Source organism: Marinobacter alkalisoli (assembly GCF_045449855.1).
In the GTDB taxonomy this organism is placed as follows: domain Bacteria; phylum Pseudomonadota; class Gammaproteobacteria; order Pseudomonadales; family Oleiphilaceae; genus Marinobacter.
In genome coordinates this window covers 24,466-50,830 of the sequence record NZ_JBJJLC010000014.1, presented here as the reverse complement: position 1 = coordinate 50,830, position 26,365 = coordinate 24,466, and the positions used below count along the sequence as shown (strand labels likewise).

At 56.4% G+C, this 26,365-nt stretch carries 30 protein-coding genes; 24 read left to right on the top strand and 6 right to left on the bottom strand.

Annotation, left to right across the window (positions count from 1 at the left end):
* The first annotated feature begins 12 nt into the window (after positions 1-12).
* The 17 genes from rplN to rplQ all read left to right on the top strand — a co-directional run bounded on the left by rplN (position 13) and on the right by rplQ (position 8,611).
* Complete coding sequence (gene rplN / locus ACJO5Y_RS07935) at positions 13-381, top strand: 50S ribosomal protein L14 (RefSeq protein ID WP_007154005.1); 369 nt, start codon at positions 13-15, stop codon at positions 379-381.
* A 16-nt stretch (positions 382-397) separates the two neighbouring features.
* A complete protein-coding gene (gene rplX / locus ACJO5Y_RS07930; protein WP_012139777.1) occupies positions 398-718 on the top strand; it encodes a 50S ribosomal protein L24 in 321 nt (106 codons plus the stop codon).
* 15 nt (positions 719-733) lie between these two features.
* Positions 734-1,273 carry a 50S ribosomal protein L5 gene (rplE, locus tag ACJO5Y_RS07925; protein ID WP_012139778.1) on the top strand — a complete coding sequence of 180 codons (540 nt, stop codon included), beginning with the start codon at positions 734-736 and terminating at the stop codon, positions 1,271-1,273.
* Between the two features lie 12 nt (positions 1,274-1,285).
* Positions 1,286-1,591 (top strand): 30S ribosomal protein S14, encoded by a 306-nt coding sequence (gene rpsN / locus ACJO5Y_RS07920; protein WP_012139779.1) that lies wholly within the window; start codon positions 1,286-1,288, stop codon positions 1,589-1,591.
* 90 nt (positions 1,592-1,681) lie between these two features.
* Positions 1,682-2,074, top strand: a complete 393-nt coding sequence (gene rpsH / locus ACJO5Y_RS07915) for a 30S ribosomal protein S8 (RefSeq protein ID WP_406985925.1) — start codon at positions 1,682-1,684, stop codon at positions 2,072-2,074.
* A gap of 9 nt (positions 2,075-2,083) precedes the next feature.
* Positions 2,084-2,617, top strand: a complete 534-nt coding sequence (rplF, locus tag ACJO5Y_RS07910; RefSeq protein ID WP_406985922.1) for a 50S ribosomal protein L6 — start codon at positions 2,084-2,086, stop codon at positions 2,615-2,617.
* A 9-nt stretch (positions 2,618-2,626) separates the two neighbouring features.
* The gene (rplR, locus tag ACJO5Y_RS07905) at positions 2,627-2,974 is read left to right on the top strand and encodes a 50S ribosomal protein L18 (protein WP_012139782.1); all 348 of its coding nucleotides are present in this window, start codon (positions 2,627-2,629) and stop codon (positions 2,972-2,974) included.
* Between the two features lie 12 nt (positions 2,975-2,986).
* Positions 2,987-3,487, top strand: a complete 501-nt coding sequence (rpsE, locus tag ACJO5Y_RS07900; protein ID WP_008174892.1) for a 30S ribosomal protein S5 — start codon at positions 2,987-2,989, stop codon at positions 3,485-3,487.
* Positions 3,488-3,491: 4 nt separating this feature from the next.
* Complete coding sequence (gene rpmD / locus ACJO5Y_RS07895) at positions 3,492-3,680, top strand: 50S ribosomal protein L30 (RefSeq protein WP_012139786.1); 189 nt, start codon at positions 3,492-3,494, stop codon at positions 3,678-3,680.
* Between the two features lies 1 nt (position 3,681).
* On the top strand, positions 3,682-4,116 hold the full coding sequence (gene rplO / locus ACJO5Y_RS07890) for a 50S ribosomal protein L15 (protein WP_406985919.1): 435 nt from the start codon (positions 3,682-3,684) through the stop codon (positions 4,114-4,116).
* A 17-nt stretch (positions 4,117-4,133) separates the two neighbouring features.
* Entirely contained in the window at positions 4,134-5,456 is a 1,323-nt protein-coding gene (gene secY / locus ACJO5Y_RS07885) for a preprotein translocase subunit SecY (RefSeq protein ID WP_406985917.1), read from the top strand.
* Positions 5,457-5,486: 30 nt separating this feature from the next.
* On the top strand, positions 5,487-5,600 hold the full coding sequence (gene rpmJ / locus ACJO5Y_RS07880) for a 50S ribosomal protein L36 (RefSeq protein ID WP_008174902.1): 114 nt from the start codon (positions 5,487-5,489) through the stop codon (positions 5,598-5,600).
* Between the two features lie 140 nt (positions 5,601-5,740).
* Positions 5,741-6,097 carry a 30S ribosomal protein S13 gene (gene rpsM / locus ACJO5Y_RS07875; protein ID WP_012139789.1) on the top strand — a complete coding sequence of 119 codons (357 nt, stop codon included), beginning with the start codon at positions 5,741-5,743 and terminating at the stop codon, positions 6,095-6,097.
* Between the two features lie 13 nt (positions 6,098-6,110).
* Positions 6,111-6,500, top strand: a complete 390-nt coding sequence (gene rpsK / locus ACJO5Y_RS07870) for a 30S ribosomal protein S11 (RefSeq protein ID WP_004580767.1) — start codon at positions 6,111-6,113, stop codon at positions 6,498-6,500.
* A gap of 18 nt (positions 6,501-6,518) precedes the next feature.
* Positions 6,519-7,139 (top strand): 30S ribosomal protein S4, encoded by a 621-nt coding sequence (rpsD, locus tag ACJO5Y_RS07865; protein WP_406985914.1) that lies wholly within the window; start codon positions 6,519-6,521, stop codon positions 7,137-7,139.
* A 35-nt stretch (positions 7,140-7,174) separates the two neighbouring features.
* A complete protein-coding gene (locus ACJO5Y_RS07860) occupies positions 7,175-8,179 on the top strand; it encodes a DNA-directed RNA polymerase subunit alpha (RefSeq protein WP_406985912.1) in 1,005 nt (334 codons plus the stop codon).
* A gap of 33 nt (positions 8,180-8,212) precedes the next feature.
* Positions 8,213-8,611: a 50S ribosomal protein L17 gene (gene rplQ, locus ACJO5Y_RS07855; protein WP_406985910.1), complete on the top strand. Its 399-nt coding sequence runs from the start codon at positions 8,213-8,215 to the stop codon at positions 8,609-8,611.
* Positions 8,612-8,844: 233 nt separating this feature from the next.
* On the opposite strand, the gene uvrA is transcribed toward rplQ, so the two are convergent.
* Positions 8,845-11,667: an excinuclease ABC subunit UvrA gene (gene uvrA / locus ACJO5Y_RS07850; RefSeq protein WP_406985908.1), complete on the bottom strand. Its 2,823-nt coding sequence runs from the start codon at positions 11,665-11,667 to the stop codon at positions 8,845-8,847.
* Between the two features lie 179 nt (positions 11,668-11,846).
* On the opposite strand from uvrA, the gene ACJO5Y_RS07845 reads away from it, so the two are divergent.
* Complete coding sequence (locus ACJO5Y_RS07845; RefSeq protein WP_406985906.1) at positions 11,847-13,217, top strand: MFS transporter; 1,371 nt, start codon at positions 11,847-11,849, stop codon at positions 13,215-13,217.
* A gap of 58 nt (positions 13,218-13,275) precedes the next feature.
* Complete coding sequence (gene ssb, locus ACJO5Y_RS07840; RefSeq protein WP_406985905.1) at positions 13,276-13,806, top strand: single-stranded DNA-binding protein; 531 nt, start codon at positions 13,276-13,278, stop codon at positions 13,804-13,806.
* A 65-nt stretch (positions 13,807-13,871) separates the two neighbouring features.
* Here the strand turns inward: ssb and ntrC are convergent, their stop codons facing one another.
* From ntrC to glnA, 4 genes are all read right to left on the bottom strand, one after another.
* Positions 13,872-15,299: a nitrogen regulation protein NR(I) gene (gene ntrC / locus ACJO5Y_RS07835; protein WP_406985903.1), complete on the bottom strand. Its 1,428-nt coding sequence runs from the start codon at positions 15,297-15,299 to the stop codon at positions 13,872-13,874.
* Complete coding sequence (glnL, locus tag ACJO5Y_RS07830) at positions 15,296-16,414, bottom strand: nitrogen regulation protein NR(II) (RefSeq protein ID WP_406985901.1); 1,119 nt, start codon at positions 16,412-16,414, stop codon at positions 15,296-15,298. Before glnL ends, ntrC begins: the two co-directional genes overlap by 4 nt.
* 224 nt (positions 16,415-16,638) lie before the next feature.
* Positions 16,639-17,163 carry a DUF4124 domain-containing protein gene (locus ACJO5Y_RS07825; RefSeq protein WP_406985899.1) on the bottom strand — a complete coding sequence of 175 codons (525 nt, stop codon included), beginning with the start codon at positions 17,161-17,163 and terminating at the stop codon, positions 16,639-16,641.
* Between the two features lie 186 nt (positions 17,164-17,349).
* On the bottom strand, positions 17,350-18,753 hold the full coding sequence (glnA, locus tag ACJO5Y_RS07820) for a glutamate--ammonia ligase (protein WP_406985897.1): 1,404 nt from the start codon (positions 18,751-18,753) through the stop codon (positions 17,350-17,352).
* Positions 18,754-19,309: 556 nt separating this feature from the next.
* Between glnA and typA the strand changes: the two genes are divergently transcribed.
* From typA to ACJO5Y_RS07795, 5 genes are all read left to right on the top strand, one after another.
* On the top strand, positions 19,310-21,121 hold the full coding sequence (typA, locus tag ACJO5Y_RS07815; protein ID WP_406985896.1) for a translational GTPase TypA: 1,812 nt from the start codon (positions 19,310-19,312) through the stop codon (positions 21,119-21,121).
* A 99-nt stretch (positions 21,122-21,220) separates the two neighbouring features.
* Positions 21,221-22,183: a prolyl aminopeptidase gene (gene pip, locus ACJO5Y_RS07810; RefSeq protein WP_406985894.1), complete on the top strand. Its 963-nt coding sequence runs from the start codon at positions 21,221-21,223 to the stop codon at positions 22,181-22,183.
* Between the two features lie 82 nt (positions 22,184-22,265).
* Positions 22,266-22,721: a D-aminoacyl-tRNA deacylase gene (dtd, locus tag ACJO5Y_RS07805; protein ID WP_406985892.1), complete on the top strand. Its 456-nt coding sequence runs from the start codon at positions 22,266-22,268 to the stop codon at positions 22,719-22,721.
* A 506-nt stretch (positions 22,722-23,227) separates the two neighbouring features.
* Entirely contained in the window at positions 23,228-24,202 is a 975-nt protein-coding gene (locus tag ACJO5Y_RS07800; protein WP_406985890.1) for a porin, read from the top strand.
* Positions 24,203-24,299: 97 nt separating this feature from the next.
* Entirely contained in the window at positions 24,300-25,160 is an 861-nt protein-coding gene (locus tag ACJO5Y_RS07795; protein WP_406985888.1) for a CYTH domain-containing protein, read from the top strand.
* On the opposite strand, the gene ACJO5Y_RS07790 is transcribed toward ACJO5Y_RS07795, so the two are convergent.
* The gene (locus ACJO5Y_RS07790) at positions 25,157-26,311 is read right to left on the bottom strand and encodes a potassium channel family protein (RefSeq protein ID WP_406985887.1); all 1,155 of its coding nucleotides are present in this window, start codon (positions 26,309-26,311) and stop codon (positions 25,157-25,159) included. The genes ACJO5Y_RS07795 and ACJO5Y_RS07790 overlap by 4 nt on opposite strands.
* Positions 26,312-26,365 lie beyond the last annotated feature (54 nt).

Below are 26,365 nucleotides of genomic sequence, written 5' to 3'. Positions count from 1 at the left end.
CGGAGAACAACCATGATTCAGACTCAAACAATGCTTGAAGTCGCGGATAACAGCGGTGCGCGTCAGGTGATGTGCATCAAGGTCCTGGGCGGTTCACACCGGCGTTATGCAAGCGTTGGGGATATCATCAAGGTAACCGTTAAGGAAGCCATCCCCCGCGGCAAGGTGAAGAAAGGCCAGGTCCTGAAGGCTGTTGTAGTACGTACCCGCAAGGGTGTGCGTCGTCCGGACGGGTCGCTGATCCGTTTTGACGGTAACGCGGCGGTACTTCTGAACAATCAGGACGCTCCCATTGGTACCCGTATCTTCGGACCGGTTACCCGTGAACTGCGTAACGAGAAGTTCATGAAGATTATCTCACTGGCACCCGAAGTACTTTAAGGACCAGAGGCCGGTTATGAAAAAGATCAAACGAGATGACGAAGTAATCGTCACCACGGGGAAAGATAAAGGCAAACGTGGTAAAGTCCTGAAGGTTCAGGACGATGGCCGAGTGATTGTTTCTGGCATCAACATGATGAAGAAGCACACCAAGCCGAACCCGATGCTGGGCACCCCAGGTGGCATCGTCGAAAAAGAAGCACCTATCCAGGCTTCCAACGTGGCTATTTTTAATCCGCAGACCGGCAAAGCCGATCGCGTAGGCTTCCAGATCAAGGAAGACGGCGCCAAAGTGCGGATCTTCAAGTCCACGAACGAAGCTGTCGATAACCAGTAAGCGGTGGTGGTTACGATGCTTAACATGAAAGAGCAGTACAGTAAGGAAGTGGTACCCGCCCTGCAGAAAGAGTTCGGCTACAAGAACATTATGCAGGTGCCGCGTATCGAAAAGATCACCCTGAACATGGGTGTCGGCGAAGCGGTTGGTGACAAGAAGCTGATTGAGAATGCCGTGGCGGATCTTGAGCGCCTGGCGGGTCAAAAAGTGGTTGTTACCAAGGCACGTAAATCCGTCGCGGGTTTCAAGATTCGTGAAGGTTGGCCTATCGGTTGTAAGGTTACCCTGCGTGGTGAGCGTATGTGGGATTTCTTTGATCGTCTGGTTCACATCGCGGTTCCCCGCGTTCGTGACTTCCGCGGTCTGAACCCCAAATCGTTCGACGGTCGCGGTAACTACAGCATGGGTGTGCGTGAGCAGATCATTTTCCCTGAGATCGAGTACGACAAAGTCGACAAGATCCGTGGTCTGGACATCACCATTACCACCACTGCCGGTACCGACGACGAAGGTCGCGAACTGTTGAAAGCCTTTGGCTTTCCGTTCAAGAAATAAGGAACGAGTGTAATGGCTAAGGTTTCCATGAAGAACCGTGAGCTCAAGCGCGAGAAGACCGTTGCGAAGTTTGCAGCGAAGCGTGCTGAGCTCAAGGCGATTATCAAGAACCCGAATACCAGCGATGAAGAGCGTTGGGACGCACAGATGAAGCTGCAACAGCTTCCTCGTGATGCCAGCCCCTCACGTCTTCGTAATCGTTGCCAGGTGACTGGTCGCCCCCACGGCGTTCTGCGCAAGTTCGAGCTTTCACGGATCAAGCTCCGTGAATACGGCATGCGCGGTGACGTACCGGGTCTGACCAAGGCAAGCTGGTAAGACTGGCACCCTGACCACCAGGTCAGGTGCCCGTTGGTAAGCGGTGCGGCACGCCGCTGCACAACTAAAAAGATCAGGAGCCTCATACCAATGAGTATGCAAGATACGCTTGCGGATATGTTTACGCGTATTCGTAACGCACAGATGGCACAGAAGGCCGACGTGGCCATGCCGTCTTCAAAGATGAAGATCTCCGTGGCCCAGGTCCTGAAGGACGAAGGTTACGTTGAAGATTTTTCCGTTTCAGCTGACGCGAAGCCCGAGCTGACGATTACTCTGAAATATTTCGGCGGCAAGCCGGTTATTGAAGAGATCAAGCGGGTCAGCCGTCCGAGTCTGCGCCAGTACAAAGGCGCTGGGGAACTGCCGAAAGTATCCGGTGGTCTGGGAGTCGCGATTGTCTCAACGTCCAAGGGCGTTATGACAGACCGCGCCGCACGAGCTGCCGGCGTGGGTGGCGAAGTCATCTGCACCGTATTCTAGGAGAATCACATGTCCAGGGTTGCCAATAATCCTGTCGTGCTGCCTTCCGGTGTTGAGGTTAAGCTGAACGGACAGGAAATTAATGTGAAGGGCTCCAAGGGAGCGCTTCAAATCACCATTCACCAGGCGGTAGAAGTAAAGCAGGAAGAAAACGTTCTTCGCTTTGTGGCCCGCGATGGTGCCAAACAGTCCCGCGCTCTTGCTGGTACTACCCGTGCACTGGTCAACAACATGGTGACCGGTGTCTCTACAGGCTGGGAGCGTAAGCTCGCGCTGACGGGCGTAGGTTACCGTGCCCAGGCGCAAGGTAAGAAGCTCAACCTGACACTGGGTTTTTCGCACCCGGTCGAGTATGAGCTGCCCGAGGGGATTACCGCTGAAACTCCGTCTAATACGGAAGTTGTGATTCGCGGAATCGACAAGCAACAGGTTGGCCAGGTCGCTGCGGAAGTCCGCGCATTCCGTCCGCCAGAGCCTTATAAAGGCAAGGGTGTGCGTTATGCGGATGAGCAGGTCAGACGCAAAGAAGCCAAGAAGAAATAAGGCGGGACTATGAGCGCGAATAACGAAAGATTGCGTCGCGCACGCAAAGTGCGCATGAAGATCCGTAAGCTGGGTACCGACCGCCTGTGCGTTCACCGCACGCCGCGTCACATGTACGCCCAGGTTACAACTGCAGATGGCAGCAAGGTTATTGCCACTGCCTCCACGTTGGATAAGGAACTGCGCCAGGGTGCAACCGGTAACGTGGAAGCTGCCAAAAAGGTCGGTCAGCTGATTGCTGAGCGTGCCAAGGCAGCAGGTGTAGAGAGCGTTGCTTTTGACCGCTCCGGTTACCGTTATCACGGTCGGGTCCAGGCTCTGGCCGACGCAGCCCGTGAAGCTGGCTTGCAATTCTAAGAGGTGGAGAAGATGAGCGTTAACGAACAGAAGGCGCCTGAGCTCCAGGAGAAGCTGGTTCAGGTCAATCGTGTCGCCAAGGTTGTAAAAGGCGGCCGTATTTTCGCCTTCACCGCACTGACTGTAGTGGGTGATGGTAAAGGTCGCGTTGGTTTTGGTCGTGGCAAGGCGCGTGAAGTGCCGGTCGCCATCCAGAAGGCCATGGAAGCCGCACGCAAGAACATGGTAGAGGTTCCGCTGGACGGCACCACTCTGCAATACCCGGTCAAGGCTCAGCATGGCGGCTCCAAGGTCTACATGCAGCCAGCCTCTGAAGGTACAGGTATCATCGCCGGTGGTGCGATGCGTGCGGTACTGGAAGTCGCGGGTGTTCAGAACGTACTGTCCAAGTGTTACGGGTCTACCAACCCGGTGAACGTGGTACGTTCCACCATCAAGGGTCTCCAGGCGACACAGGCGCCTGAGGATATTGCAGCCAAGCGCGGTAAAACCGTGGAAGAGATTCTGGGTTGAAGTCATGGCGAACGCAAAAACGATCAAAGTAACTCTGACCCGCAGCCCCATCGGCTGCCAGCCCAAGCACAAACTGTGCGTCAAGGGCCTGGGTCTTCGTAAAATCGGTCACACCGTGGAAGTGGAAGATACGCCTTCCATCCGCGGCATGATCAACCGGGTTGATTACCTGGTTCGGGTTGAGGAGAACTAAGATGCGTCTGAACGAACTTAGTCCGGATCCCGGTTCACGTCCTGCTGCCAAGCGCGTAGGTCGCGGTATCGGTAGCGGTCTCGGTAAAACCGGTGGCCGTGGTCACAAGGGTCTGAAAGCCCGTTCCGGTGGCAGTGTTGCTCCCGGTTTCGAGGGTGGTCAGCAGCCGTTGGCCCGCCGTCTGCCGAAGTTTGGTTTCACTTCTCGTCAGCAGCGTTATGTTGCTGAAATTCGCCTGAATGAACTGGCGAAGGTAGAGGGTGACGTAGTTGACCTCGAAGCACTCAAGAAAGCAGACATTGTTCGTGAAGAAATTCGCGAAGCCAAGGTTATCCTTTCCGGCGAACTGAGTCGGGCGGTGACCGTAAAAGGTCTGCGAGTGACCAAGGGCGCACGCGAGGCGATTGCTGCCGCGGGTGGAAAAGTCGAAGACTAAGGCGAGTCGAGGACTAAATGGCCAAGACAGCATCATTGCCTGCGGGCGCGGGAAAAGGACTGGCAGAGCTGCGTTCGCGGCTCTGGTTCGTCTTCCTGGCATTGTTGGTGTACCGTATCGGTGCCCATATACCGGTGCCGGGTATTAACCCTGACCGCCTGGCGGCGTTGTTCGATCAGAATCAGGGCACGATCCTGAGTCTGTTCAACATGTTTTCCGGTGGTGCGCTTGAGCGCATGAGTATCTTCGCACTCGGTATCATGCCGTATATCTCTGCCTCTATTATCATGCAGCTCATGACAGCGGTCAGTCCGCAGCTTGAGCAGCTGAAGAAAGAGGGCGAGGCTGGTCGTCGCAAGATCAGCCAGTACACGCGGTATGGTACGGTTATCCTGGCCCTGGTTCAGGGCTTCGGTATTTCTGTCGGTCTGGCATCTCAGGGCGTCACCTTTAACGACAGCTTCAGCTTCCACTTTGTGGCGGTTGTGTCCTTCGTTTGTGGTGCCGTCTTCATGATGTGGCTGGGTGAGCAGATCACCGAGCGTGGCGTCGGTAACGGTATTTCCCTGCTGATTTTCGCCGGGATCGTTGCCGGTTTGCCCGGTGCTATCGGTCAGACCCTTGAGCAGGCGCGGAATGGCGAGATGAGTCTGCTCGTTGTTCTGGGCATTGGTGTGCTGGCGATTGCCGTGGTTGGTTTCGTGGTGTTCATGGAGCGAGGTCAGCGGCGTCTGACTATCAACTACGCCAAGCGTCAGCAGGGCCGCCGGGTATTTGCCCAGCAGTCCAGCCATCTGCCGCTGAAGGTTAATATGGCCGGTGTTATTCCGCCCATCTTCGCGTCTTCCATCCTGTTGTTCCCGGCATCGCTGGGGCAGTGGTTTGGTCAGGGCGAAGGCATGGAGTGGCTGAGTGATATCTCCCAGGCACTGGCGCCAAGCCAGCCCCTGTACATCATCCTGTTTGCGGCAGCAGTGGTATTCTTCTGCTTCTTCTACACGGCGCTGATGTACAACCCGAAAGAAGTTGCGGATAACCTCAAGCGCTCTGGAGCGTTTATTCCGGGCATTCGTCCCGGTGATCAGACGGCCAAGTATATCGACGGCGTTCTGACCCGGCTGACTCTGTTCGGTGCAATGTACATTGCAGCAGTTTCCCTGTTCCCTCAGTTCCTGATGGTGGCCGGGAATGTACCGTTCTATCTGGGTGGTACCTCACTGCTGATTGTTGTAGTCGTGGTGATGGATTTCATGGCGCAGGTTCAGTCGCACCTGATGTCTCATCAATATGATTCGTTGATGAAGAAATCCAATCTCAAGGGCTATGGTCGGAACGGTTAAAACCGTTCCCCTTGAAAACTGGAGTCGACAATGAAAGTACGCGCTTCGGTAAAGAAAATTTGCCGTAACTGCAAAGTAATTCGTCGCAATGGCTCGGTACGAGTCATTTGCTCGGAGCCTCGTCACAAGCAGCGCCAGGGCTGATTCCTTCGGGAAGCCTTCCTGACATTGCAGGGTTTCGGAATGATAGCGCTTGACTCTGAATGGGGTCAGGCGCTATTATTTCGCGCCCTTTTTGTGGCGGAAAATTCACACAGCAAAGCTTTGAACGCGGAGTAATTTGGATGGCACGTATAGCCGGTGTCAATATACCCGATAACAAACATGCTGTTATCTCGCTGACCTACATCTTTGGTGTTGGCAAGACAACAGCCCAAAAGCTTTGCGATGCAACCGGCGTCAAGCCGGACGTCAAGGTCAAGGACCTGTCCGACGAGCAACTTGAATCCCTTCGTACTGAAGTGGGCAAGGTGTCTGTCGAAGGCGATCTGCGTCGTGAAGTACAGATGAACATCAAGCGTTTGAAGGATCTCGGATGTCACCGTGGTCTGCGTCATCGTCATGGCCTTCCGGTCCGTGGCCAGCGCACCAAGACCAACGCCCGCACCCGTAAAGGTCCTCGCAAACCTATTCGTAAGTAACAGGTAGGCAAACATGGCAAAGCCAGGTACACGTACCCGTAAAAAGGTGAAAAAGACGGTTGTTGATGGCGTCGCGCACATTCACGCGTCCTTCAACAACACTATCGTGACCATTTCTGACCGTCAGGGCAACGTCCTGTCCTGGGCTACCTCTGGTGGTTCCGGTTTCCGTGGGTCACGCAAGAGTACACCTTTTGCTGCGCAGGTAGCAGCTGAAAGAGCCGGTAATGCGGCTGCTGAATACGGCCTTAAAAACCTGGACGTAGAGGTTAAGGGTCCTGGGCCCGGACGTGAATCCGCTGTACGCGCGCTGAATGGCTGCGGGTACAAGATCACCAACATCACTGATGTGACGCCGATTCCCCATAACGGCTGTCGTCCGCCCAAAAAGCGCCGCGTCTAACACAGGAGACAGTGAATTATGGCTCGTTATATAGGCCCGAAGTGCAAGCTGTCTCGTCGTGAAGGGACAGATCTTTTTCTGAAGAGCGGTGTTCGCGCGCTCGATTCGAAATGCAACATTGAGACTCCGCCGGGTATGCACGGCGCGCGTCGCAGTCGTTTGTCCGAATACGGCGTTCAGCTTCGTGAAAAACAGAAAGTTCGTCGTATTTACGGTGTGCTCGAAAAGCAGTTCCGTAATTACTACAAAGAGGCTGCCCGTATCAAAGGCGCAACCGGTGAAAACCTGCTGCAGCTTTTGGAAGGCCGTCTCGACAACGTTGTATACCGCATGGGTTTTGGTTCTACCCGTGCTGAGTCCCGTCAGCTCGTTTCTCACAAGGCGATCCTGGTCAACGACAAGGTAGTGAACATTCCTTCCTACCAGGTTAAGCCGGGTGATGTTGTGAGTGTGCGTGAGAAGGCAAAAAACCAGCTTCGCGTTAAAGGCGCGCTGGATCTGTCTGCAAGCCGCGCACCGGTGAGCTGGGTAGAGGTCGACGCCAGCAAGATGTCCGGCGTTTACAGGTCAGTGCCTGAGCGTACTGAACTGCCGGCCGACATCAACGAGAACCTCATCGTCGAGCTTTACTCGAAGTAAAGCCCAGTTAGCAACGAGAGCAGATAGGGGCGTCTATGCAGCGTTCAGTACATGAGTTATTGACACCTCGTACCATTGACGTGAAGGAATCAAGCGCCATGCGTGCCAAGGTGACGCTGGAGCCTCTGGAAAGAGGTTTCGGTCATACCCTGGGTAGCGCACTGCGTCGTATACTCTTGTCCTCAATGCCGGGCTGTGCGATTACCGAAGCACAGATTGACGGCGTTCTGCATGAGTACAGCGCAATCGAGGGTGTCCAGGAAGACGTTATTGAGATTCTTCTGAATCTCAAGGGCGTAGCTGTCAAGATGGGCGGTCGGGATGAAGCTGAGGTTACACTCAGCAAGAAAGGCCCGGGCGCCGTCACAGCCGGAGATATCAAGCTGGATCATGATGTCGAGATCACCAACCCGGATCATGTGATCTGTCACCTCAGTGAAAAGGGTGAAGTGAACATGCGTCTCAAGGTTGCTCGTGGTCGTGGCTATGAGCCAGCCGATCAGCGGGGTCTGGACGAGGACGAAACTCGCGCTATCGGACGCCTGCAGCTGGATGCAACCTTCAGCCCGGTTCGTCGTGTCGCCTACGCCGTGGAAAGTGCACGGGTAGAGCAGCGCACCGACCTGGACAAGCTGGTTATTGATCTGGAAACCAATGGTACGATCGATCCGGAAGAAGCGATTCGCCGGGCGGCCACCATCCTCCAGCAGCAACTGGCGGTGTTTGTTGATTTCGATCACGAGAAAGAACCCGAGCGCGTGGAGGAAGAGGAAGAAATTGATCCGATTCTGCTGCGTCCGGTGGATGATCTGGAATTGACAGTGCGTTCAGCTAACTGCTTGAAGGCTGAGAACATCTACTACATCGGCGATCTGATTCAGCGCACTGAAGTTGAGCTGCTGAAGACGCCTAACCTTGGTAAAAAGTCGCTGACCGAGATCAAGGACGTGCTTGCGTCCCGTGGTCTGTCACTGGGTATGCGTCTTGATAACTGGCCGCCGGCAAGCCTCCGTGGCGACGACCGGGTTCTGGGCGGTTAATCGCCGATTAGTTTAAGGTAAGGAATAAGAGCAATGCGTCATCGTAAGAGTGGTCGTAAGTTCAGCAGGACCAGTGCGCATCGCAAGGCCATGTTCCGTAACATGACTGCGTCACTGGTTGAACACGAGCTGATCAAGACAACGCTGCCGAAAGCCAAAGAGCTTCGTCGTGTAGCTGAGCCTTTGATCACGCTCTCAAAGAATGATTCGGTCGCGAATCGTCGTCTGGCGTTTTCTCGCCTGCGCAACGATGCTGCGGTTGCCAAGCTCTTTGATGAGCTGGGTCCCCGCTATAGCGAGCGTCCGGGTGGTTACCTTCGTATCCTGAAGTGCGGCTTCCGTGCCGGCGACAATGCCCCGATGGCATTCGTCGAGCTGGTTGGCCGTCCGCTGGATATCGAAGCGGAAGAGGTGGACGACGACGAAGAGTAAATTCTTCGGAATTGTCCAGTAAAAAAGCCGGGGGGAGACCTCCGGCTTTTTTTGGTCTGAAGAAAAACAATTTGAACCGGCGGTTGTGTGGCTAGCCTGTTTGTTGGCGGGTTGGGGCGGGGGCGGGATGTCTTTTCTTATGGAAAAAGAACTCGCTGCGCTCAGACACCTTTGTTCCGTCAGAAAAGACATCCCGCCCCAGCCCCGTCGGGGCTGCACAGATACAGCCGTTCTTATTTCGCCAGCATAGGTTTCAGGTAGTGTCCCGTGTGGGACCTGGTGTTTTCGGCGACTTGTTCTGGAGTACCTTCAGCGATGATCTGGCCGCCACCGGAGCCGCCCTCTGGCCCAAGATCGACAATCCAGTCGGCGGTCTTGATAACGTCCAGGTTGTGCTCGATCACGATAATGGTATTGCCGTGGTCGCGTAGGCGCTGGAGTACAGTCAGTAGCTGCTGGATGTCATAGAAATGCAGGCCCGTGGTGGGTTCGTCCAGAATGTAGAGGGTCTTGCCGGTGTCCCGCTTGGACAGTTCTTTTGCCAGTTTGACCCGCTGGGCTTCGCCCCCTGACAGGGTGACAGCGCTCTGGCCCAGGCGGATGTAGGACAGGCCGACGTCGATCAGGGTCTGTAGCTTGCGGGCAATAAAGGGAACGGGATCAAAGAATTCCCGGCCTTCCTCGACCGTCATCTCCAGTACTTCGTGGATATTCTTGCCTTTGTAGCGGACTTCCAGGGTTTCCCGGTTGTAGCGCTTGCCCTTGCAGACATCGCAGGGAACGTACACGTCCGGGAGAAAGTGCATCTCAACCTTGATCACGCCGTCGCCCTGGCAGGCTTCGCAGCGTCCGCCCTTGACGTTGAAGCTGAAGCGGCCGGGCTTGTAGCCCCGGCTCCGCGCTTCCTGAGTGCCGGCAAAGAGTTCCCGGATCGGAGTAAACAGTCCGGTATACGTGGCCGGGTTTGAACGTGGTGTCCGACCGATGGGGCTTTGGTCAATGTCTATGACCTTGTCCAGATGATCCAGGCCCTTGAGCTTTTCATAGGGTGCGTGGGTCAGGCTTGTCGCCTTGTTCAGCTTGGCGGCGGCAACCGGGTAAAGCGTCCCGTTAATCAGGGTCGACTTACCGGAACCGGACACGCCAGTCACGCAGGTCATAATCCCCAGCGGAATATTGAGAGTAACCTCCTGCAGGTTGTTGCCACTGGCACCGGTGAGAGTCAGCTGTTTGCCGCTTCCGGTGTTTCGGGTGGCCGGGATGGCGATTTCGCGGGTGCCATTCAGGTATTGCCCGGTGAGGGAGTCGTTGTTGCCAATGATGTCTTCGGGGGTTCCCTGGGCAATGATCTTGCCGCCGTGGACGCCGGCACCGGGCCCTATGTCTATGACGTGGTCGGCTGCGCGAATGGCATCTTCGTCATGCTCTACGACGATCACGGTATTGCCGAGATCCCGAAGATGGGTCAGCGTGGCCAGCAGGCGATCGTTGTCGCGCTGGTGCAGGCCGATAGAAGGTTCGTCGAGGATATACATCACGCCGACCAGGCCGGCGCCAATCTGACTGGCTAGGCGGATGCGCTGGGCCTCACCGCCAGAGAGTGTGTCGGCACTGCGCTCCAGTGTGAGGTATTCCAGGCCGACGTTAACCAGGAACTGCAGGCGCTGACGAACTTCCTTGAGGATTTTCTCGGCAATCTCGCCCTTGCGACCCGGCAGGGACAGGGTCTCGAAATAATCGTGAGCGTCCCCCACCGGCAGGTGGGTGACGTCGGAAATATTGTGCTCTTCGACGAACACGTGGCGTGCACCACGACGCAGGCGTGAGCCGTGGCAGTCCTTGCAGGGTTGCGTGCTCAGGTTGCGCGCGAGTTCTTCTCGCATGCTTTGGGATTCAGTTTCCCGGTAGCGGCGCTCAAGGTTGGGCAGGATCCCTTCAAACGGATGGGCCTTTTCCATAATGTGGCCACGGGAATTGACGTAGCGGAAGGGGATATCCTCGCTACCTGAGCCGTACAGCAGCGTCTGGCGGAAATCCTCAGGTAAATCCTCCCAAGGCGTTTCCATGTCGACGCCATAGTGTTCGGCGACGCTGGTCAGCATCTGGAAATAATAGACTGCCCGGCGATCCCAGCCCTTGATGGCGCCTGCCGCCAACTTGGCTTCCGGATGCTGGACGATTTTCTCGGGGTCGAAGAACTGTTTAACGCCCAGGCCGTCGCAAGTCGGGCAGGCGCCGGCGGGGTTGTTGAAGGAGAAAAGTCGGGGCTCCAGCTCGCTGAGGGAGTAGCCGCACTGAGTGCAGGCATAGCGGGCAGAAAACGTATGTTCTTCGCCTTCGCCGCTCATGGGGGCGACCAGTGCAATACCATCGGCCAGGGCCAGCGCGGTCTCGAAGCTTTCCGCCAGCCGTTGTTCCAGACCGGGCTTGACCTTGAAACGGTCGACGACCACATCGATCTGGTGTTTGCGTTTTTTATCCAGCGTCGGCAGGTCATCGATGTCATACACCGTGCCGTCGATACGCAGCCGGATAAAGCCCTGGCTGCGCATGGTCTCCACCACCTGGAGGTGTTCGCCCTTACGGTCGCGGATAACCGGCGCAAGGATCATCAGCTTACTGTCCTCGGGCATCGCCATGACCTGATCCACCATCTGGCTGACGGTCTGGGCTTCCAGGGGTTGGCCGTGGTCGGGGCAGCGGGGTTCTCCTGCGCGGGCGAACAGCAACCGCAGATAATCGTAGATTTCGGTGATGGTGCCCACGGTGGAGCGTGGGTTGTGGGACGTGGACTTCTGCTCAATGGAAATCGCCGGCGACAGACCTTCGATGTGGTCCACATCCGGTTTTTCCATCATAGAGAGAAACTGGCGCGCGTAGGTGGACAGAGATTCCACGTAGCGGCGCTGGCCCTCGGCGTAAAGGGTGTCAAAGGCAAGGGACGATTTGCCGGAGCCGGACAGGCCGGTGATTACGATCAGCTTGTCCCTCGGCATATCCAGGTCGATGTTCTTCAGGTTGTGGGTCCGCGCCCCTTTGATCTGGATATGATCCATAACACCTCGCTCGAAGAAAAAACGGGATTATACCGTGTTATACCCCGCCCGGCGAAAGCCGTGAGGGTAAGTGACTACGCGATTGTTCACTGTGCCGTGGCGAACCGTGTTCTGGTACAATGCGCGGTTTCCGGAAAGGCGGTTATCCGCCAGAAACCGAATTGATGAAAGGCTCCCCCATGAATGCACTTGAAAGGCGATCAGTAGCGGCGTTGGCATCGGTTTATGCCATGCGGATGCTGGGCCTGTTCATGGTGATGCCGGTGTTTGTCCTGTTAGGCGACGACCTAAGGGGCTCGACTCCGGCCCTGATTGGTCTGGCCATTGGCGCCTACGGCCTGAGCCAGGCCCTGCTGCAGATTCCATTTGGTCTGCTGTCGGACCGGGTGGGTCGCAAGCGCATGATCTACATCGGCCTGATCCTGTTTGCCGGGGGCAGTCTTGTCGCTGCATCGACCGATTCCATATACGTTGTTATCGCAGGACGGATTCTTCAGGGCGCCGGGGCTATCGCCAGTGTATTGATGGCCCTGCTCAGTGACCTGACGCGGGAAGAGGAGCGAACCAAGGCGATGGCAACGGTGGGCATTTCCATCGGCCTGTCGTTTTCCGTCTCCCTGGTGCTTGGTCCCCTGATTGGATCCGCGTTTGGCCTGTCAGGCCTGTTTTACCTGACGGCCCTGCTGGCGCTGGTGGCCATGGTGATCGTCTGGCGCCTGGTGCCGACCCCGCACCAGCACAAGATCAGTGCGGATACCCGGCCGGCCAGGGCCATGCTGTCCAGGGTGCTGTCCGACGGTCGCCTGCTGCGTCTGGACTTCGGGATTTTCGCCCTCCACCTGGCGCTGACCGCCATTTTCCTGGTGTTTCCTACCCTGTTGCAGGATCAGTTGGGCCTGGCATCTTCCTCCCACTGGTGGTTCTACCTGACGGTTGTGGTGACTTCGTTCTTTGCCATGGTGCCTTTTATCATCATTGGCGAGAAAAAGCGCAAGATGAAGCCGGTGTTGTGCGGTGCCATCGCCTTGTTAACGCTGGCAACGGCTGGTCTGGCACAGGTCAGCGTCAGCCTGATGGCGGCCTGGGCGGTGCTGTTCTTCTTCTTCATGGCGTTCAACCTGCTTGAAGCCTCCCTGCCTTCGCTGATCAGCAAGGAATCACCAGCGGCGAGCAAGGGGACGGCCATGGGTGTGTACTCCACTTCTCAGTTTCTCGGTGCGTTTATTGGTGGTGCTGTTGGTGGTGTGCTGCTGGAGCAGGTCGGGGTCAGCGGAGTGTTGTGGCTGATGGCGGCCGTGCTGGTGTTGTGGCTGGTGGTCGCGTTGACGATGCCTTCCCCGGGTTATACCACCAGTTTCGTGGTACAGTTAAAACAAGTGGCGCACAGCCAGTTTGATAGTATTGACGATGCCTTCCGGCGGCTTCCCGGGGTACAGGATGTGGTCATTCTGGAAGAAGCGGACACCGCTTACCTGAAGGTGGATCGCCAACAATTTGATGAGGGGCTACTTGCGGACTTTCCATTTGTCCGGCAGGGTAGCAGTTCTTGAAATCCGGAGGCCCGCAAGGAGGTTGGGTCATCCCTGAAAACTGAGTCAGGAGCAGATCATGGCACGAGGCGTAAACAAGGTCATTCTTATTGGCAATCTGGGGCAGGACCCGGATACCCGTTACACCCCCAATGGCAATGCGGTGGTAAACCTGAACCTTGCCACGGATGAAAGTTACAAGGACAGGCAAACCGGTCAGTTGGTGCCGAAAACCGAATGGCACCGCATTGTCATGTTTGGCAAGATTGCCGAAGTGGCCGGCCAGTACCTGCGTAAGGGCTCCAAGGTCTATATTGAAGGTAAGCTTCAGACCCGCAAATGGCAGGGGCAGGACGGTCAGGATCGTTACACCACGGAAGTGGTGGTGGACATCAATGGCCAGATGCAGATGCTCGACAGCCGCGGTGGTGAGGGCGGTATGAGTCAGGGCGCGCCCGCAGGCCGGCCCCAGCAGCAGTCCAATTATAATGCACCGCCCGCCAATCAGCAGCCTAGCCAGCCGCAGCAGCCGTCCGGCGGTTACAGCCAGCCCTCCCAGGGCAGCATGCCTGAGCCGGTGGACGACTTCGACGACGATATCCCGTTCTGATTGATTACCTTCAGGTCGTCGGACCGGGGCCGGAACTGAGTTTCCGGCCCCGTCTTACTTAATGTCTAGTCTTCATCGCCCTCTGGGTGGTCCATCCCCAGTTCGTTGATCTTCCGGGTCAGCGTGTTCCTGCCCCATCCCAGCAGAATGGATGCATCCCGACGCCGACCGCCCGTGTGTTTGAGCGCCGTTTCGATCATGATCTTTTCGAATTCGGGCACGGCGGTATCCAGAATGCCTTTGCGCCCGCGTTTAAGTTCCTGTTCAGCCCAATTGTGCAAACCTTCCTGCCAGGTCTGGCCGGTGGTCGGGGTTTCCGCCTGGTGGAGTAGCTCGGGCGGCAGGTCATCAATGTGAATTTCGCGGCCACTGGCCATTACCGTCAGCCATCGACAGGTATTCTCCAGTTGGCGGACGTTGCCCGGCCAGGGCAGGGTGGTCAGGTATTCTTCCGCCTCGGGCCGGAGAATCTTGGGTTCCACTGTCAGCTCTTTGGCGGCCCGTTTCAGGAAGTGCTGCATCAACCTTGGAATGTCTTCCCGGCGTTCAGCCAGTTTGGGCAGGTGTACGCGGATCACGTTCAGGCGGTGAAACAGATCTTCCCGGAAAGAACCGCCCTGGACCAGCTTTTCCAGGTCCTGGTGTGTCGCTGCGATGATGCGCACGTCGACCTTGATCGGAGTGGTGCCGCCCACCCGGTAGAATTCGCCATCCGCCAGTACCCGCAACAGCCGGGTCTGGGTGTCTGCCGGCATATCACCAATTTCATCCAGGAACAGGGTGCCGCCGTTGGCTTGCTCAAAGCGCCCGTGCCTTGCTGCTGCTGCGCCGGTGAACGCGCCTTTTTCATGCCCGAACAGCTCTGACTCGATCAGGTCCTTGGGAATGGCGGCCATGTTGAGGGCGATAAACGGGTGGCTGGCTCTCGGGCTGTGGTTGTGAAGTGCTTGTGCGACCAGTTCCTTGCCAGTCCCGCTTTCGCCGTTGATCAACACGGTGATGTTGGAGTGGGAGAGGCGGCCAACAGCTCTGAACACTTCCTGCATCGCCGGCGCCTCACCGATAATTTCGGTGTTGCGCTGCGAACTCTCTGCCTGGGGTTCCGAGGTGGCCCGGCGCTCATGGCTGTGGGCCACCGCACGTTTTGCCAGGGCGACAGCGTCATCCACGTCGAAGGGCTTGGGCAGGTATTCAAAGGCGCCGGTCTGATAACTGGTAACCGCACTCTCGAGATCAGAATGAGCCGTCATGATGATGACTGGAACATCCGGATACACATCCACGATCTGGGAAAGCAGGGTGATGCCGTCCACGCCGGGCATGCGGATATCGCTGATAATGGCATCGGGCTGTTCGTGCTCAAGCCGCAACATGATGCTTTCACCGCTCTCAAATACCCGGGGCTGCATACCGGCCTGGTTCAGGGCGCGCTCCAGCACCCAGCGAATACTTTTATCGTCGTCTATGATCCAGACGTTTGCCGGTTGGCTCATTGGTTGTCCTCCAGGGGCAGGAAGATGATGAAGTCGGTTTTCCCGGGCTCGCTTTCACACTCCACGAGTCCGTGATGTTGTCCGATGATGCTCTGGGTGATGGACAGGCCCAGGCCGGTGCCGCTGGCACGGCCACTGATCATCGGGTAGAAGACATTCTGTAGCAGGTCCGGTGGTATGCCGGGACCGTTATCAATCACGTCCACGCGGCACACCAGGCGGTGGCGTTTGTGACCGATGGTGAACTGGCGAAGGGCGCGGGTGCGGAAAGTGATGGTCGGCGGTTCGCCTTCGGCATGTTCGCTCTGGTTTTCGAACGCGGCCTCCATCGCATTACGGGCAATGTTCAGGAAGGCCTGGATCAGTTGCTCCTTGTCACCTCCGAATTCCGGCAGGCTGGGGTCGTAGTCGCGGCGGAATGCCAGCCGGCCTCGGCTCTCGGCTTCCAGCAGGGTTTTGACCCGCTCCAGCACTTCGTGGACGTTGGTGGGCGCCAGTTTCAGGGCCTTGTTGGGCCCCAGCATCCGGTCGACGAGGGAGCGCAGGCGATCAGCCTCGTCGATGATAACCTGGGTATATTCCCGTTGACCTTCGTCGTCCAGTTCCCGGTCCAGTAATTGCGCCGCTCCGCGAATGCCGCCAAGCGGATTCTTGATCTCATGGGCCATGCCGCGCACCAATATGCGGGTGGTTTCCTGCTGGGAGATGATGTCTTCTTCCCGACTGATGCGGAGCAACCGGTCCCGGGGCTGGATCTCGATCAGCAGTTCAATCGGGGCCAGGCTGATCGGGGACACGGAGTAATCCACCGTAAGACGCGCGCCGCTGGTCAGTACGAACTCCGCTTCCCGGCGGGTGTAGGAATGGCCGTTGTCCGCCGCGGCATGCAGCGTGGTGAGTGCGTCTTCCGAGTCCACCAGAATGTCCCCGATGGGCAGACCCTCGCTGCGGGTGATGCTAGTCTCGAACAGGCTCTCCGCCGCCGGATTCAGATACTGGATGCGCAGGCCATCTCCCAGCACCAGGATGGCCGTTGTCAGACTGTCCAGGATGTTCTTGTAGCCGGTGGCTTTGAGTTGTGAGAGTGCCATGCTGCTGTCTCGGTTGATGGGCATAACGGGATACCCTCCGTTCTGCAAGAAGTGAACCAGTTTGAGGGGATGGCTCATGTTATGTGCCCGGTTAACGGGCACGCGGCTGTAACCGCCAGCGCGGACGCTGTGGCTTAGTGCGTTGGAGGTCGGGAGAGCCTGACGATGCCGGAAAACGCCCCGTTGCTGGTCAGAGTATGGCGTTTTTCTGGTGCGAGCGCACCAATATAGTGCGCTCGAGTTGGGGGTCAGTTGTTAACGGAGGGGCGATGGATAGTAAAGCTGATGGATTCGCCGGTTTTTACCTGCACGCCATTTTTGTCAATGATATTGACGCCAGCATCATGGGTGCCGCGGAATACGTTGCGCACGGTGACAGTATCCGAGGTGGTCTGGCCCACGGGTTGGCCATCCAGGGTGACTTCATAGCGATGACCTTCTTTCAGGCCAGGGTTGCTGGTGACCCGGAATGCCACATCGCCACTGCCGCTGTGAAATGCCTCGTCGTCGTTGGGAGCGACTATCCGGACGCTGCTGTATGCTGAGCCTTCTTCCTCGGCTACCTGGCGCAGCTTTTCCGGCTCTTGCACGTCCGCCGGCTTGGGGAGAGTGACCGTGGTAACTGGTTTGACCCTGACTTCTTCAGCGCCGTCCGAGGGTTCGTCAGAGAAGATAACGTTGCCCTGGGCATCAACATTCCTGTAGACCTCTGCGAATGCAGGGGCGGATGTGAGAACGAGCACGCCAGCGAATAATCCAAGCCGTAAGTTCATTCCGGTAACCTGTGGTGATTGTTTGATTTGATTATCAATGGCGGGGTAGGCGTTTTCAACGGTGTTGATGGTTCAAAGGGTTACATATCGTTAAGGGCAACAGGGACTGTGGCTGGGGTCACAAAAAAAGCCCCGCCGAGGCGGGGCTTTCTCACGCTGTGATCCGAGGATCAGTTGCGTCTGCGATTAGCAGGAGTAGTACAGTTCGAACTCAACCGGGTGAGTGGTCATGTTCAGACGCTCAACCTCACCGCGCTTCAGATCGACATAACCTGCGATCATGTCTTCGGTGAACACGCCACCGCGAGTCAGGAACTCATGGTCGGCTTCCAGGCAGTCCAGAGCTTCCGCGAGGGTTTCAGCAACCTTCGGAATGTTCAGGGCTTCTTCCTTCGGCAGGTCGTACAGATCCTTGTCCATGGCATCGCCAGGGTGGATCTTGTTCTGGATGCCATCGAGGCCGGCCATCATCAATGCAGCGAACGCCAGGTATGGGTTGGCGGACGCGTCAGGGAAGCGTACCTCGATACGACGTGCCTTCGGGCTGTTTACGTACGGGATACGGATGGAAGCGGAGCGGTTGCGGGCGGAGTAGGCCAGCATAACCGGGGCTTCGAAGCCTGGAACCAGACGCTTGTAGCTGTTGGTGGAGGCGTTGGTGAAGGCGTTGATAGCCTTGGCGTGCTTGATGACACCGCCGATGTAGTACAGGGCAGTCTCGCTCAGGCCAGCGTAGCTGTCACCGGCAAAGACGTTCTTGCCGTCCTTGCTCAGGGACATGTGGACGTGCATGCCGGAACCGTTGTCACCCACGACCGGCTTGGGCATGAAGGTGGCGGTTTTGCCGTAGGCGTGTGCCACATTGTGTACACAGTACTTCAGGATCTGGACTTCATCTGCCTTGCGGGTCAGGGGGTTGGCGCCAACACCGATTTCACACTGGCCGGCGGTGCCCACTTCGTGGTGATGAACTTCAATTTCCAGTCCCATGGACTCCATGGCGGCACACATGGCGCCACGCAGGTCGTGCAGGCTGTCTACCGGCGGAACCGGGAAGTAGCCGCCTTTCACGCCCGGACGGTGGCCGATGTTGTTGCGATCGAAATCTTCGCCGGATACCCAGGCTGCTTCTTCGGAGTGGATGGAGTAGCCAGCGCCTTTCATGTCGACTTCCCACTTCACGGAATCGAACACGAAGAATTCCGGCTCCGGGCCGAACAGGGCGCCATCGGCGATGCCGGTGGACTTGAGGTATTCCTCGGCACGACGGGCAACGGAGCGCGGGTCACGCTCGTAACCCTGCATGGTAGAAGGTTCTACGATGTTGCAGGTAATGTTAACGGTGGTTTCTTCGGTGAACGGATCCAGCACGGAAGTCTCGTCGTCCGGCATCAGGATCATGTCGGATTCGTTGATGCCTTTCCAGCCGGCAATTGAAGAGCCGTCAAACATCTTGCCGTCGGTAAAAAAGTCTTCGTCCACTTCGGTGGAAGGCAGAGTCACGTGCTGCTCTTTACCACGGCTGTCCGTGAAACGCAGGTCAACCCATTTGACTTCGTGCTCTTTGATCAAATCAACTGTCTTGGACATTGTGCATGCTCCATCGTGTTTCCCGCTGGGCGGGTGATTTCATGTTCGTTGTGCCGGATCGTTCAGCGATGCTGACTTCCGATCTGTTTTGAGGTTGGGGCAGCTTAACAAAAGCTGCGGCGTCTTACCTACAAAATCGGCTGACAGGAACAAAGCAATTGTCTTGCCAATTTATCAGGCGTGCGCCAGAACAGCGCAACCACAAGGGGTGCGGACTTTTTTGGCGCGTCTGTGGGGAGGTTGCCCGGTATTTCGCACTTCTTTGGTGCGTTAAAATGGTGCGCGCAACGCTTAATTGCCCAAAAATGGTGCATTTCCGTTGTGTGCAGAATAGGCGTTTTTCTTCATATAAACGACACGGACTTTTCGATATACTGCGCGCCACCTCATTTTTACCCTGCCGCTTTTGGGATGAATAACTCCAAACGGTATGCAGGGCGCCGGGCCAGCCGGTTCTGGTGAATGAATTCATTTTACGGATTTGAGACGGCATGTCAGGGGTTACCCTGCGAACGACCCTCTCAGGTCATTGAGTGCATGCCGCAGGATTATTTTTGTGATTGAAAAACTTCGTAATATCGCCATCATCGCCCACGTTGACCACGGTAAAACCACCCTGGTAGACCAGTTGCTGCGCCAGTCCGGTACGTTGGAGCGCAAAGAGCTCGAAAGTGAGCGCGTTATGGACTCCAACGACCAGGAAAAAGAGCGTGGTATTACCATTCTGGCCAAGAACACCGCGCTGAAATGGCACGACTACGACATCAATATCGTTGACACCCCGGGCCACGCCGACTTTGGCGGCGAAGTGGAGCGGGTAATGAGTATGGTCGATTGTGTGCTGTTGGTGGTTGATTCCATCGACGGCCCGATGCCGCAAACTCGCTTTGTGACCCAGAAGGCTTTCGATGCCGGGCTGCATCCGATCGTGGTGGTCAACAAGATCGACCGTCCTGGCGCTCGTCCGGACTGGGTAGTTGATCAGGTTTTTGATCTGTTCGACAACCTCGGCGCCACCGATGAGCAGCTGGATTTCCCCATCGTATACGCCAGCGCCCTCAACGGCATCGCCGGGATGGAGCACGAAAATCTCGACGACAACATGGATGCCGTATTCCAGGCGATTGTTGATCACGTGCCTGCTCCGTCCGTCGATCTCGATGGTCCGTTCCAGATGCAGATCTCCCAACTGGACTACAGCAGCTTCCTGGGTGTGATTGGCATCGGTCGCATTATGCGCGGCAAGATCACGACCAATTCCCCGGTGGCTGCGATCGGCGCCGACGGTAAAAAGCGCCAGGGCCGTATCCTGAAGATCATGGGGCACTCCGGTCTGCAGCGTGTCGAAGTTGATGAGGCGCAAGCGGGCGATATTGTTTGTGTGAGTGGTCTGGATTCACTGTTCATTTCTGATACGCTCTGTGACCCATCCAATGTCGAGGCGTTGCCGCCGCTGACGGTGGATGAGCCGACCGTATCCATGACATTCCAGGTCAACGACTCGCCGTTCTGTGGCAAAGAGGGCAAGTTTGTCACCAGCCGGAATATCAAGGAGCGCCTGGAAAAGGAATTGCTTCACAACGTTGCCCTGCGCGTTGAAGAAGGCGATTCCGCGGACAAGTTCAAGGTATCCGGTCGTGGTGAGCTGCATCTGTCGGTGCTGATCGAAAACATGCGCCGTGAGAACTTCGAGCTGGCGGTTGGTCGTCCTGAAGTCGTCATTCGTGAGATCGATGGCGTGAAGCAGGAGCCATACGAGAACGTCATTATCGACATCGAGGAGCAACATCAGGGCGCCCTGATGGATCAGATGGGTCTTCGCAAAGGCGATCTGACCAACATGGTTCCGGACGGCAAGGGCCGTATGCGTCTTGAGTACACCATCCCCGCGCGTGGCCTGATCGGCTTCCGTAACTCGTTCCTGACCCTCACGTCCGGCTCAGGCATTCTGACGTCAACCTTCAGCCATTACGGTCCGATCAAAGGCGGTGATGTGACCAGTCGCCAGAACGGCGTGATCGTGTCGATGGCGACCGGTACGGCGCTGACCTACTCTCTGGAAACGCTGCAGAGTCGCGGCAAGCTGTTCCTCGATCCTGGCCAGGAAATCTATGAGGGTCAGTTGTGCGGGATTCACAGCCGCGAAAACGATCTGGTCGTCAACCCGACCAAGGGCAAGAAGCTCGATAACATGCGTGCTTCCGGGAAAGACGAGGTCATTGGCCTGGTGCCGCCGATCAAGTTCACACTCGAGCAGGCGCTGGAGTTCATCGATGATGACGAGCTGGTGGAAGTAACGCCCAAGTCGGTTCGGTTGCGTAAGAAGCTCCTTACCGAAAACGAGCGTAAACGCGCCCACAAGAAGTAATCTGCAGTACGTGAGACAAAGGGGCGGGTCAGTGGTGACCCGCCCCTTTTTTGTTCACTTCAGCTAAACTCCGGTTACACCCTTTTACCGGAGCGCACCATGCTCACCCTTTACCCCGAAATCAAGCCGAATGCCCAGCATCGTATTGCCGTTGATCCACCCCATGAATTGTATGTGGAGGAAAGCGGGAACCCGAATGGAATGCCGGTGCTGGTGGTCCATGGTGGTCCGGGTGGCGGGTGCGAGGATTACCACCGTCGTTTTTTCGATGCTGAACGCTATCGCATCATTTTGATGGATCAGCGTGGCGCGGGTCGTTCAACGCCGCTGGCGGAGCTTGAGGGCAATAGCACGGACAAGCTGGTGGAGGACGTGGAAACCGTTCGTACGTTCCTGGGCATTGACCGGTGGCTGCTGTTCGGGGGCAGTTGGGGATCCACGCTCAGCCTTGTTTATGCCCAGAACTTCCCGGAGCGAGTATTGGGATTGGTGTTGCGGGGGATCTTCCTGTGTCGTCCCCGGGATATTCACTGGTTCTATCAGGAGGGGGCAAGCCGTGTCTTTCCGGATTACTGGGAAGATTTCCTGAGTCCGATTCCGGAAGAAGAGCGGGGCGATCTGGTAAGGGCTTATTACCAAAGGCTTACAAGCAGTAACGAATTGGAACAAATCCAGGCGGCCAAGGCCTGGTCGGTCTGGGAAGGCCGGTGTGCGACTCTTCATCCCAGCCCGAGGGTGGTGGAGCATTTCGGTCATCCCCATGTCGCCATCGCGCTGTCCAGGATCGAGTGTCACTACTTTATGCATGACGCTTTTCTGGAGGCGGACCAGATCGTGCGCGATGCCCCCAGATTGGCGGACATTCCCGGCGTGATCGTCCATGGTCGCTACGATATGGTGTGCCCGCTGGATAACGCGCTGGCACTGGCCAGGGCCTGGCCGCAAGCCGATCTGAGAATTATCCGGGATGCTGGCCACTCTGCATCAGAGCCAGCCATCGTTGACGCACTGATGCGTGGGGTCGACGAGGTGGCTGCGAAAGTGACCGGGACTTTAGACTAAGTCCGTCCGGTAGGGGTTGCGGCCACCGGGTGCCATGGATACACTCTTGCCAATTCTTAATGGTCCTTCCACAGGGAGCTTGATGAAAGGGCTCATACAGCGCGTATCCAGTGCCGATGTTACTGTTGATAATCAGGTAATTGCAGAAATCCAGGAAGGCCTGTTGCTTCTTCTGGGTGTTGAGCGTGGTGACGGAATCAAAGAAGTTCAGGGCCTGGTGAGAAAGGTTCTGAGCTATCGTGTTTTCCCCGACGACCAGGGACGGATGAATCGCAGCCTGCAGGACACAGGTGGTTCTCTTCTTGTTGTTCCCCAATTCACGTTGGCGGCGGACACCGGTTCCGGTACCCGGCCGGGGTTCTCATCGGCCGCTGCACCGGAATTGGCGGAAAACCTGTTCCTTGATTTTCTGGCAGCGGCAAGCGATGCCCTGATAAGTGGGCGTGTCGAAAAAGGCCAGTTTGGGGCGGACATGAAAGTGTCCCTGGTTAATGATGGCCCTGTGACTTTTATGCTCCAGGTGGGAGGCAGTTCCTGAAAAAATACTGTGCCGCACTATAATTGCGCGCGATCGTAATGTGCGGCCCTAAATAGTGCAGACCACAGATGTTTGAGGATGTCTAAAGTGCCGGACATTTGCTCGCTTCTGCTTTAACGGCATGAATTTAAGAGATTTATTGCGTTCTGGCCCCGGATTTGAAGTGCATGAGGGGTTAATATCAAACCGCGTTTTGAGTAATGCCCCGACAGGCAATTATAAGAACAGCGAAAAATCAGATGTTAAAAGTTTGCAAAACCGGGTTTGTTGTATTAAAAAGGCTCGTCATGCAGAGCTTTAACTTATAGCTGTAAGTGATTGAGCTGCAAAGGCCTGAAGAGCTTCGGGCTGTAGAAGAAATTAAAAAAATGTCTTTACCATGTCATTAAACTGACATGGTAAAGACACAAAATAAGGCTCTAACCAGCCTGACTGGTGGAAGTCTAAAGAACGGGATTTAAACCCGTCGCTAAAACCTGAGTTAACTCAATAAAGGAAGACGCAACATGAAAAAAACGCTCATCGCATCTGCTATTGCAGCCGCAACCTTCTCTGGCGCCGCGCTGGCACAGGACATGGCTCTGCCGACTGTTTACGGTAACATCCAGCTGGCCGCCACTCACGACAACATTGACAACGGTCCTTCCGAAGTTGATCTGTTCGACAACGGCTCTACCCTGGGCGTACTGCACGACCACGAAATTGCACCGGGCTTGACCGGCTTCTTCAAGGCTGAGCTGCATTTCGATGCTGACGACAATAACGGCGAAAACGACGGTATCTACGAGATCGACGAAGCCTACGTTGGTGTCAGCGGCGACAACTTCGGTAAGGTCTGGGTTGGTAAGGACGACTCCACCTACGAAACCGCCGTCACTGAAATCTCCGAATTCTTCGAAGTGGCATCCCTCAACATTGGTGTTGATTACACCACTGGTGAAGGTGACCTGGTTCAGTACCAGACCCCCTCGTTTGGTGGCTTGACTCTCGGCGCCGCCGTTCAGGTTAACGGTGATTCCTCCGATAATGGCAAGTCCTACCCGTACCAGCTGGCCGCTGTTTACGGCGTTGATGCCCTGGAGCTGGCAGTTGCAGTAGATTCCAACGACAACGGCGACGGCAACGGCGAAAACACTTACGGCCTGCGCGCCAGCTACAACCTGGACGCACTGCGCCTGACTGGTGAATTCCATACCCGTGATGACGCTGGTGACTTGTTCGGCGTAATGGGTGTTTACACCATTGGCGCGAACCAGTTCGCACTGGCTTATGAGTATGGCGAAGCTGACGACGCAAATGACACCAAGCGTGACACCGTGACTCTTCAGGCCCTGCACAACGTGTCTGACAACATGTACGTTTATGTTGAAGGCTACCTGGGTGGTGGTGACGACGTATACGAGTATGAAGATGAGCTCGGCAACGCCGCTGTTTCCGACGAGCGTTCCATCGCTGCCGTTGGTGCTACCTACTACTTCTGATCAGCTGAACAGCTAATCAGGTAGTCGAAAACCGGTGACCTTCGGGTCGCCGGTTTTTTTATGTATGCTGCAAAAATACATCCAACGGAGAAATGCCATGGCCGAAGAGCTGGAAATCAAGCTGAGCCTGTCTGCCGGGAATCAGGAGAAGGCCCTGGGTTGGTTGCTTGCACAGAGCGGCACGTCTGAAGGCCAGCGAAAAAAACTGGTGAACCGGTATTTCGACACGCCGCAAGCCGACCTGAACCGGCAACGCATCGCTCTGCGGATCCGGCAGTCGGGTGACCAGTTCATTCAGACCCTCAAGACCCAGGGAGAGTTTGTGGACGGCGCCCACCGGCGTCAGGAGTGGGAATGGCCGCTCATGGGCACCGAGCTGAACATGGGGCTGGTGGCGGATACCCCGGTGGGGCAGGACGTTAACCTGCCAGACCTGAAGCCGGTTTTTGAAACCAACTTTGATCGTCAGGTGGTGATGATCGAAGAAAGGGGGACTGTCATCGAAGTGGCTGTCGACGCGGGTTATATAGCGGCCGGTGGGGATAAGCGCCCTTTGCATGAAGTGGAGTTTGAACTGAAATCCGGTGACGCGTCCCATCTGGTCCGTTGGGCCCGGTCGCTTGCGGAGCATGTGCCTGTGTTTCTGAATCTGGTGAGTAAAGCGGAGCAGGGCTATTACCTGGCTGGGTTGCACAATCCCGTGATATTGCCGGCGGACGAAGGGGCTGAGCTGTCTGTGTCCAGATTTCTGCAGGGCCTCAGCGTGGCCTGGTTAAAAGGTGAGCCCTTACCCGTTGATGAGGGTGACCTTGTCGCGGTGGAGCGCGCGGCGACCCGTCGGGACGCCCAGCAGCAGTTCCGCGATGTACGTGCCGGCCTGCTGTCCAGGGAGTCTGTTGCAAACCTGGCCGAGCGAGTGGCGCTAGGGCAGCTACAACTCAGCATCGCCGCCGGTTAATCGGCGGCTGTATTCTTCTCTTCCGCCTGGCTGTCATGCCAGTTTTGAAGAAACGCTCGATAACGTTCCAGGGCTTCTTCCACCACCTGAACGGTGGGAGTTTCTTGTGATTTAACCAGTACAATCAGTCCTTTGCCTTCTATCTCCTTGTCTGTTGGCGGATGGCAGCTGACTTCGCCGTCATTGTCGATGTAGGCCAGTGCGGTTCCGATGCCATGGCGCACCAATGCGCTGACAATATCGGCCCAGTTCAGGTCATCAAGTTTCAGGTCGTAGCGATGCGGGTGATCGTTCTGGTAGTTGAACATGTCCTCCAGTACTTTCTCGGAACCCGGCGCCACAATCGCCCGCACCATAATTTCCGGGTAGGTACGTACCGGCCGGATAATGGTTCTCACACCTACTGATTTAAACCGCTGGCGGTTCTGGTCGCTGACACATTCGATGGTTGTTCGGTGGCCGAGGTTGGATTCGGCCAGGCGATGTGCAATATCAAAGGTCAGGCTGTCGGATGCCGGGTCCGCTTCGTCAGCGGCCAACACCACGATGTGTCGCGCGCTTCCGGCATGGGTTGCCTTCAGCGCCTCCGGATCACTGCCCGAGCCATGGAAATGCACCAGGCCAACGTCCGCCAGTTCCGGCGGAAGGCCGCCCGGAAACTGGCGTGTCAAAATGATGATGGGCACGGTTTCGTAGCCGGGAACCGCGCGCATCTGTGAAGCGAACCGCGCAAAGTATTGCTCGCCGCCATTTCTGGGAGTGTTGATGATCACGATGTGGTCTTTCATTTTGTATACCCAGCGTCCGGTTACGATGCGTTCCCGGCGATAAAACCGGTACTCGATAAAATCACTGACAATCAGCGTCATTATAGTGATGGCGCTGATAAACATGATGACAATGGTGCTGATCCGGCCAATCGCGGTTTCCGGGGAAAAATCCCCGTAACCCACGGTGACCAGGGTGGTCATCGTCAGCCAGATGGACTCGAAGAGGTTGAGATCCTCCACCGCCCAGATGACCATGACCTGAAATACCAGGAGGCCGCCCAGAATGGAAAACAGACGTTTGATGCGTGAACGGATGATACCGGACATCGGTAAGTGCGCGAATTGATGTTCCGGGTTGAGCGGACGGCGGTTTCTGAGCATTAAGGGCCTGGATGGTTCAGTCGGCTGACGGTTCGTTATACAGTAAGGGAAATA

What these genes read in the sequence shown, in the direction of transcription:
- rplN (WP_007154005.1), top strand. Translation starts at nt 13, where the DNA reads ATGATTCAGACTCAAACAATGCTTGAAGTCGCGGATAACAGCGGTGCG.
- rpmD (WP_012139786.1), top strand. Translation starts at nt 3,492, where the DNA reads ATGGCGAACGCAAAAACGATCAAAGTAACTCTGACCCGCAGCCCCATC.
- ACJO5Y_RS07845 (WP_406985906.1), top strand. Translation starts at nt 11,847, where the DNA reads ATGAATGCACTTGAAAGGCGATCAGTAGCGGCGTTGGCATCGGTTTAT.
- rplX (WP_012139777.1), top strand. Translation starts at nt 398, where the DNA reads ATGAAAAAGATCAAACGAGATGACGAAGTAATCGTCACCACGGGGAAA.
- ACJO5Y_RS07800 (WP_406985890.1), top strand. Translation starts at nt 23,228, where the DNA reads ATGAAAAAAACGCTCATCGCATCTGCTATTGCAGCCGCAACCTTCTCT.
- ACJO5Y_RS07795 (WP_406985888.1), top strand. Translation starts at nt 24,300, where the DNA reads ATGGCCGAAGAGCTGGAAATCAAGCTGAGCCTGTCTGCCGGGAATCAG.
- ACJO5Y_RS07790 (WP_406985887.1), bottom strand. Translation starts at nt 26,311, where the DNA reads ATGCTCAGAAACCGCCGTCCGCTCAACCCGGAACATCAATTCGCGCAC.
- rpsE (WP_008174892.1), top strand. Translation starts at nt 2,987, where the DNA reads ATGAGCGTTAACGAACAGAAGGCGCCTGAGCTCCAGGAGAAGCTGGTT.
- ACJO5Y_RS07860 (WP_406985912.1), top strand. Translation starts at nt 7,175, where the DNA reads ATGCAGCGTTCAGTACATGAGTTATTGACACCTCGTACCATTGACGTG.
- ntrC (WP_406985903.1), bottom strand. Translation starts at nt 15,299, where the DNA reads ATGAGCCAACCGGCAAACGTCTGGATCATAGACGACGATAAAAGTATT.
- rplF (WP_406985922.1), top strand. Translation starts at nt 2,084, where the DNA reads ATGTCCAGGGTTGCCAATAATCCTGTCGTGCTGCCTTCCGGTGTTGAG.
- rplR (WP_012139782.1), top strand. Translation starts at nt 2,627, where the DNA reads ATGAGCGCGAATAACGAAAGATTGCGTCGCGCACGCAAAGTGCGCATG.
- rpsH (WP_406985925.1), top strand. Translation starts at nt 1,682, where the DNA reads ATGAGTATGCAAGATACGCTTGCGGATATGTTTACGCGTATTCGTAAC.
- ACJO5Y_RS07825 (WP_406985899.1), bottom strand. Translation starts at nt 17,163, where the DNA reads ATGAACTTACGGCTTGGATTATTCGCTGGCGTGCTCGTTCTCACATCC.
- dtd (WP_406985892.1), top strand. Translation starts at nt 22,266, where the DNA reads ATGAAAGGGCTCATACAGCGCGTATCCAGTGCCGATGTTACTGTTGAT.
- pip (WP_406985894.1), top strand. Translation starts at nt 21,221, where the DNA reads ATGCTCACCCTTTACCCCGAAATCAAGCCGAATGCCCAGCATCGTATT.
- rpsM (WP_012139789.1), top strand. Translation starts at nt 5,741, where the DNA reads ATGGCACGTATAGCCGGTGTCAATATACCCGATAACAAACATGCTGTT.
- rpsD (WP_406985914.1), top strand. Translation starts at nt 6,519, where the DNA reads ATGGCTCGTTATATAGGCCCGAAGTGCAAGCTGTCTCGTCGTGAAGGG.
- rplE (WP_012139778.1), top strand. Translation starts at nt 734, where the DNA reads ATGCTTAACATGAAAGAGCAGTACAGTAAGGAAGTGGTACCCGCCCTG.
- ssb (WP_406985905.1), top strand. Translation starts at nt 13,276, where the DNA reads ATGGCACGAGGCGTAAACAAGGTCATTCTTATTGGCAATCTGGGGCAG.
- glnA (WP_406985897.1), bottom strand. Translation starts at nt 18,753, where the DNA reads ATGTCCAAGACAGTTGATTTGATCAAAGAGCACGAAGTCAAATGGGTT.
- rplQ (WP_406985910.1), top strand. Translation starts at nt 8,213, where the DNA reads ATGCGTCATCGTAAGAGTGGTCGTAAGTTCAGCAGGACCAGTGCGCAT.
- rplO (WP_406985919.1), top strand. Translation starts at nt 3,682, where the DNA reads ATGCGTCTGAACGAACTTAGTCCGGATCCCGGTTCACGTCCTGCTGCC.
- glnL (WP_406985901.1), bottom strand. Translation starts at nt 16,414, where the DNA reads ATGCCCATCAACCGAGACAGCAGCATGGCACTCTCACAACTCAAAGCC.
- secY (WP_406985917.1), top strand. Translation starts at nt 4,134, where the DNA reads ATGGCCAAGACAGCATCATTGCCTGCGGGCGCGGGAAAAGGACTGGCA.
- rpsN (WP_012139779.1), top strand. Translation starts at nt 1,286, where the DNA reads ATGGCTAAGGTTTCCATGAAGAACCGTGAGCTCAAGCGCGAGAAGACC.
- rpsK (WP_004580767.1), top strand. Translation starts at nt 6,111, where the DNA reads ATGGCAAAGCCAGGTACACGTACCCGTAAAAAGGTGAAAAAGACGGTT.
- rpmJ (WP_008174902.1), top strand. Translation starts at nt 5,487, where the DNA reads ATGAAAGTACGCGCTTCGGTAAAGAAAATTTGCCGTAACTGCAAAGTA.
- uvrA (WP_406985908.1), bottom strand. Translation starts at nt 11,667, where the DNA reads ATGGATCATATCCAGATCAAAGGGGCGCGGACCCACAACCTGAAGAAC.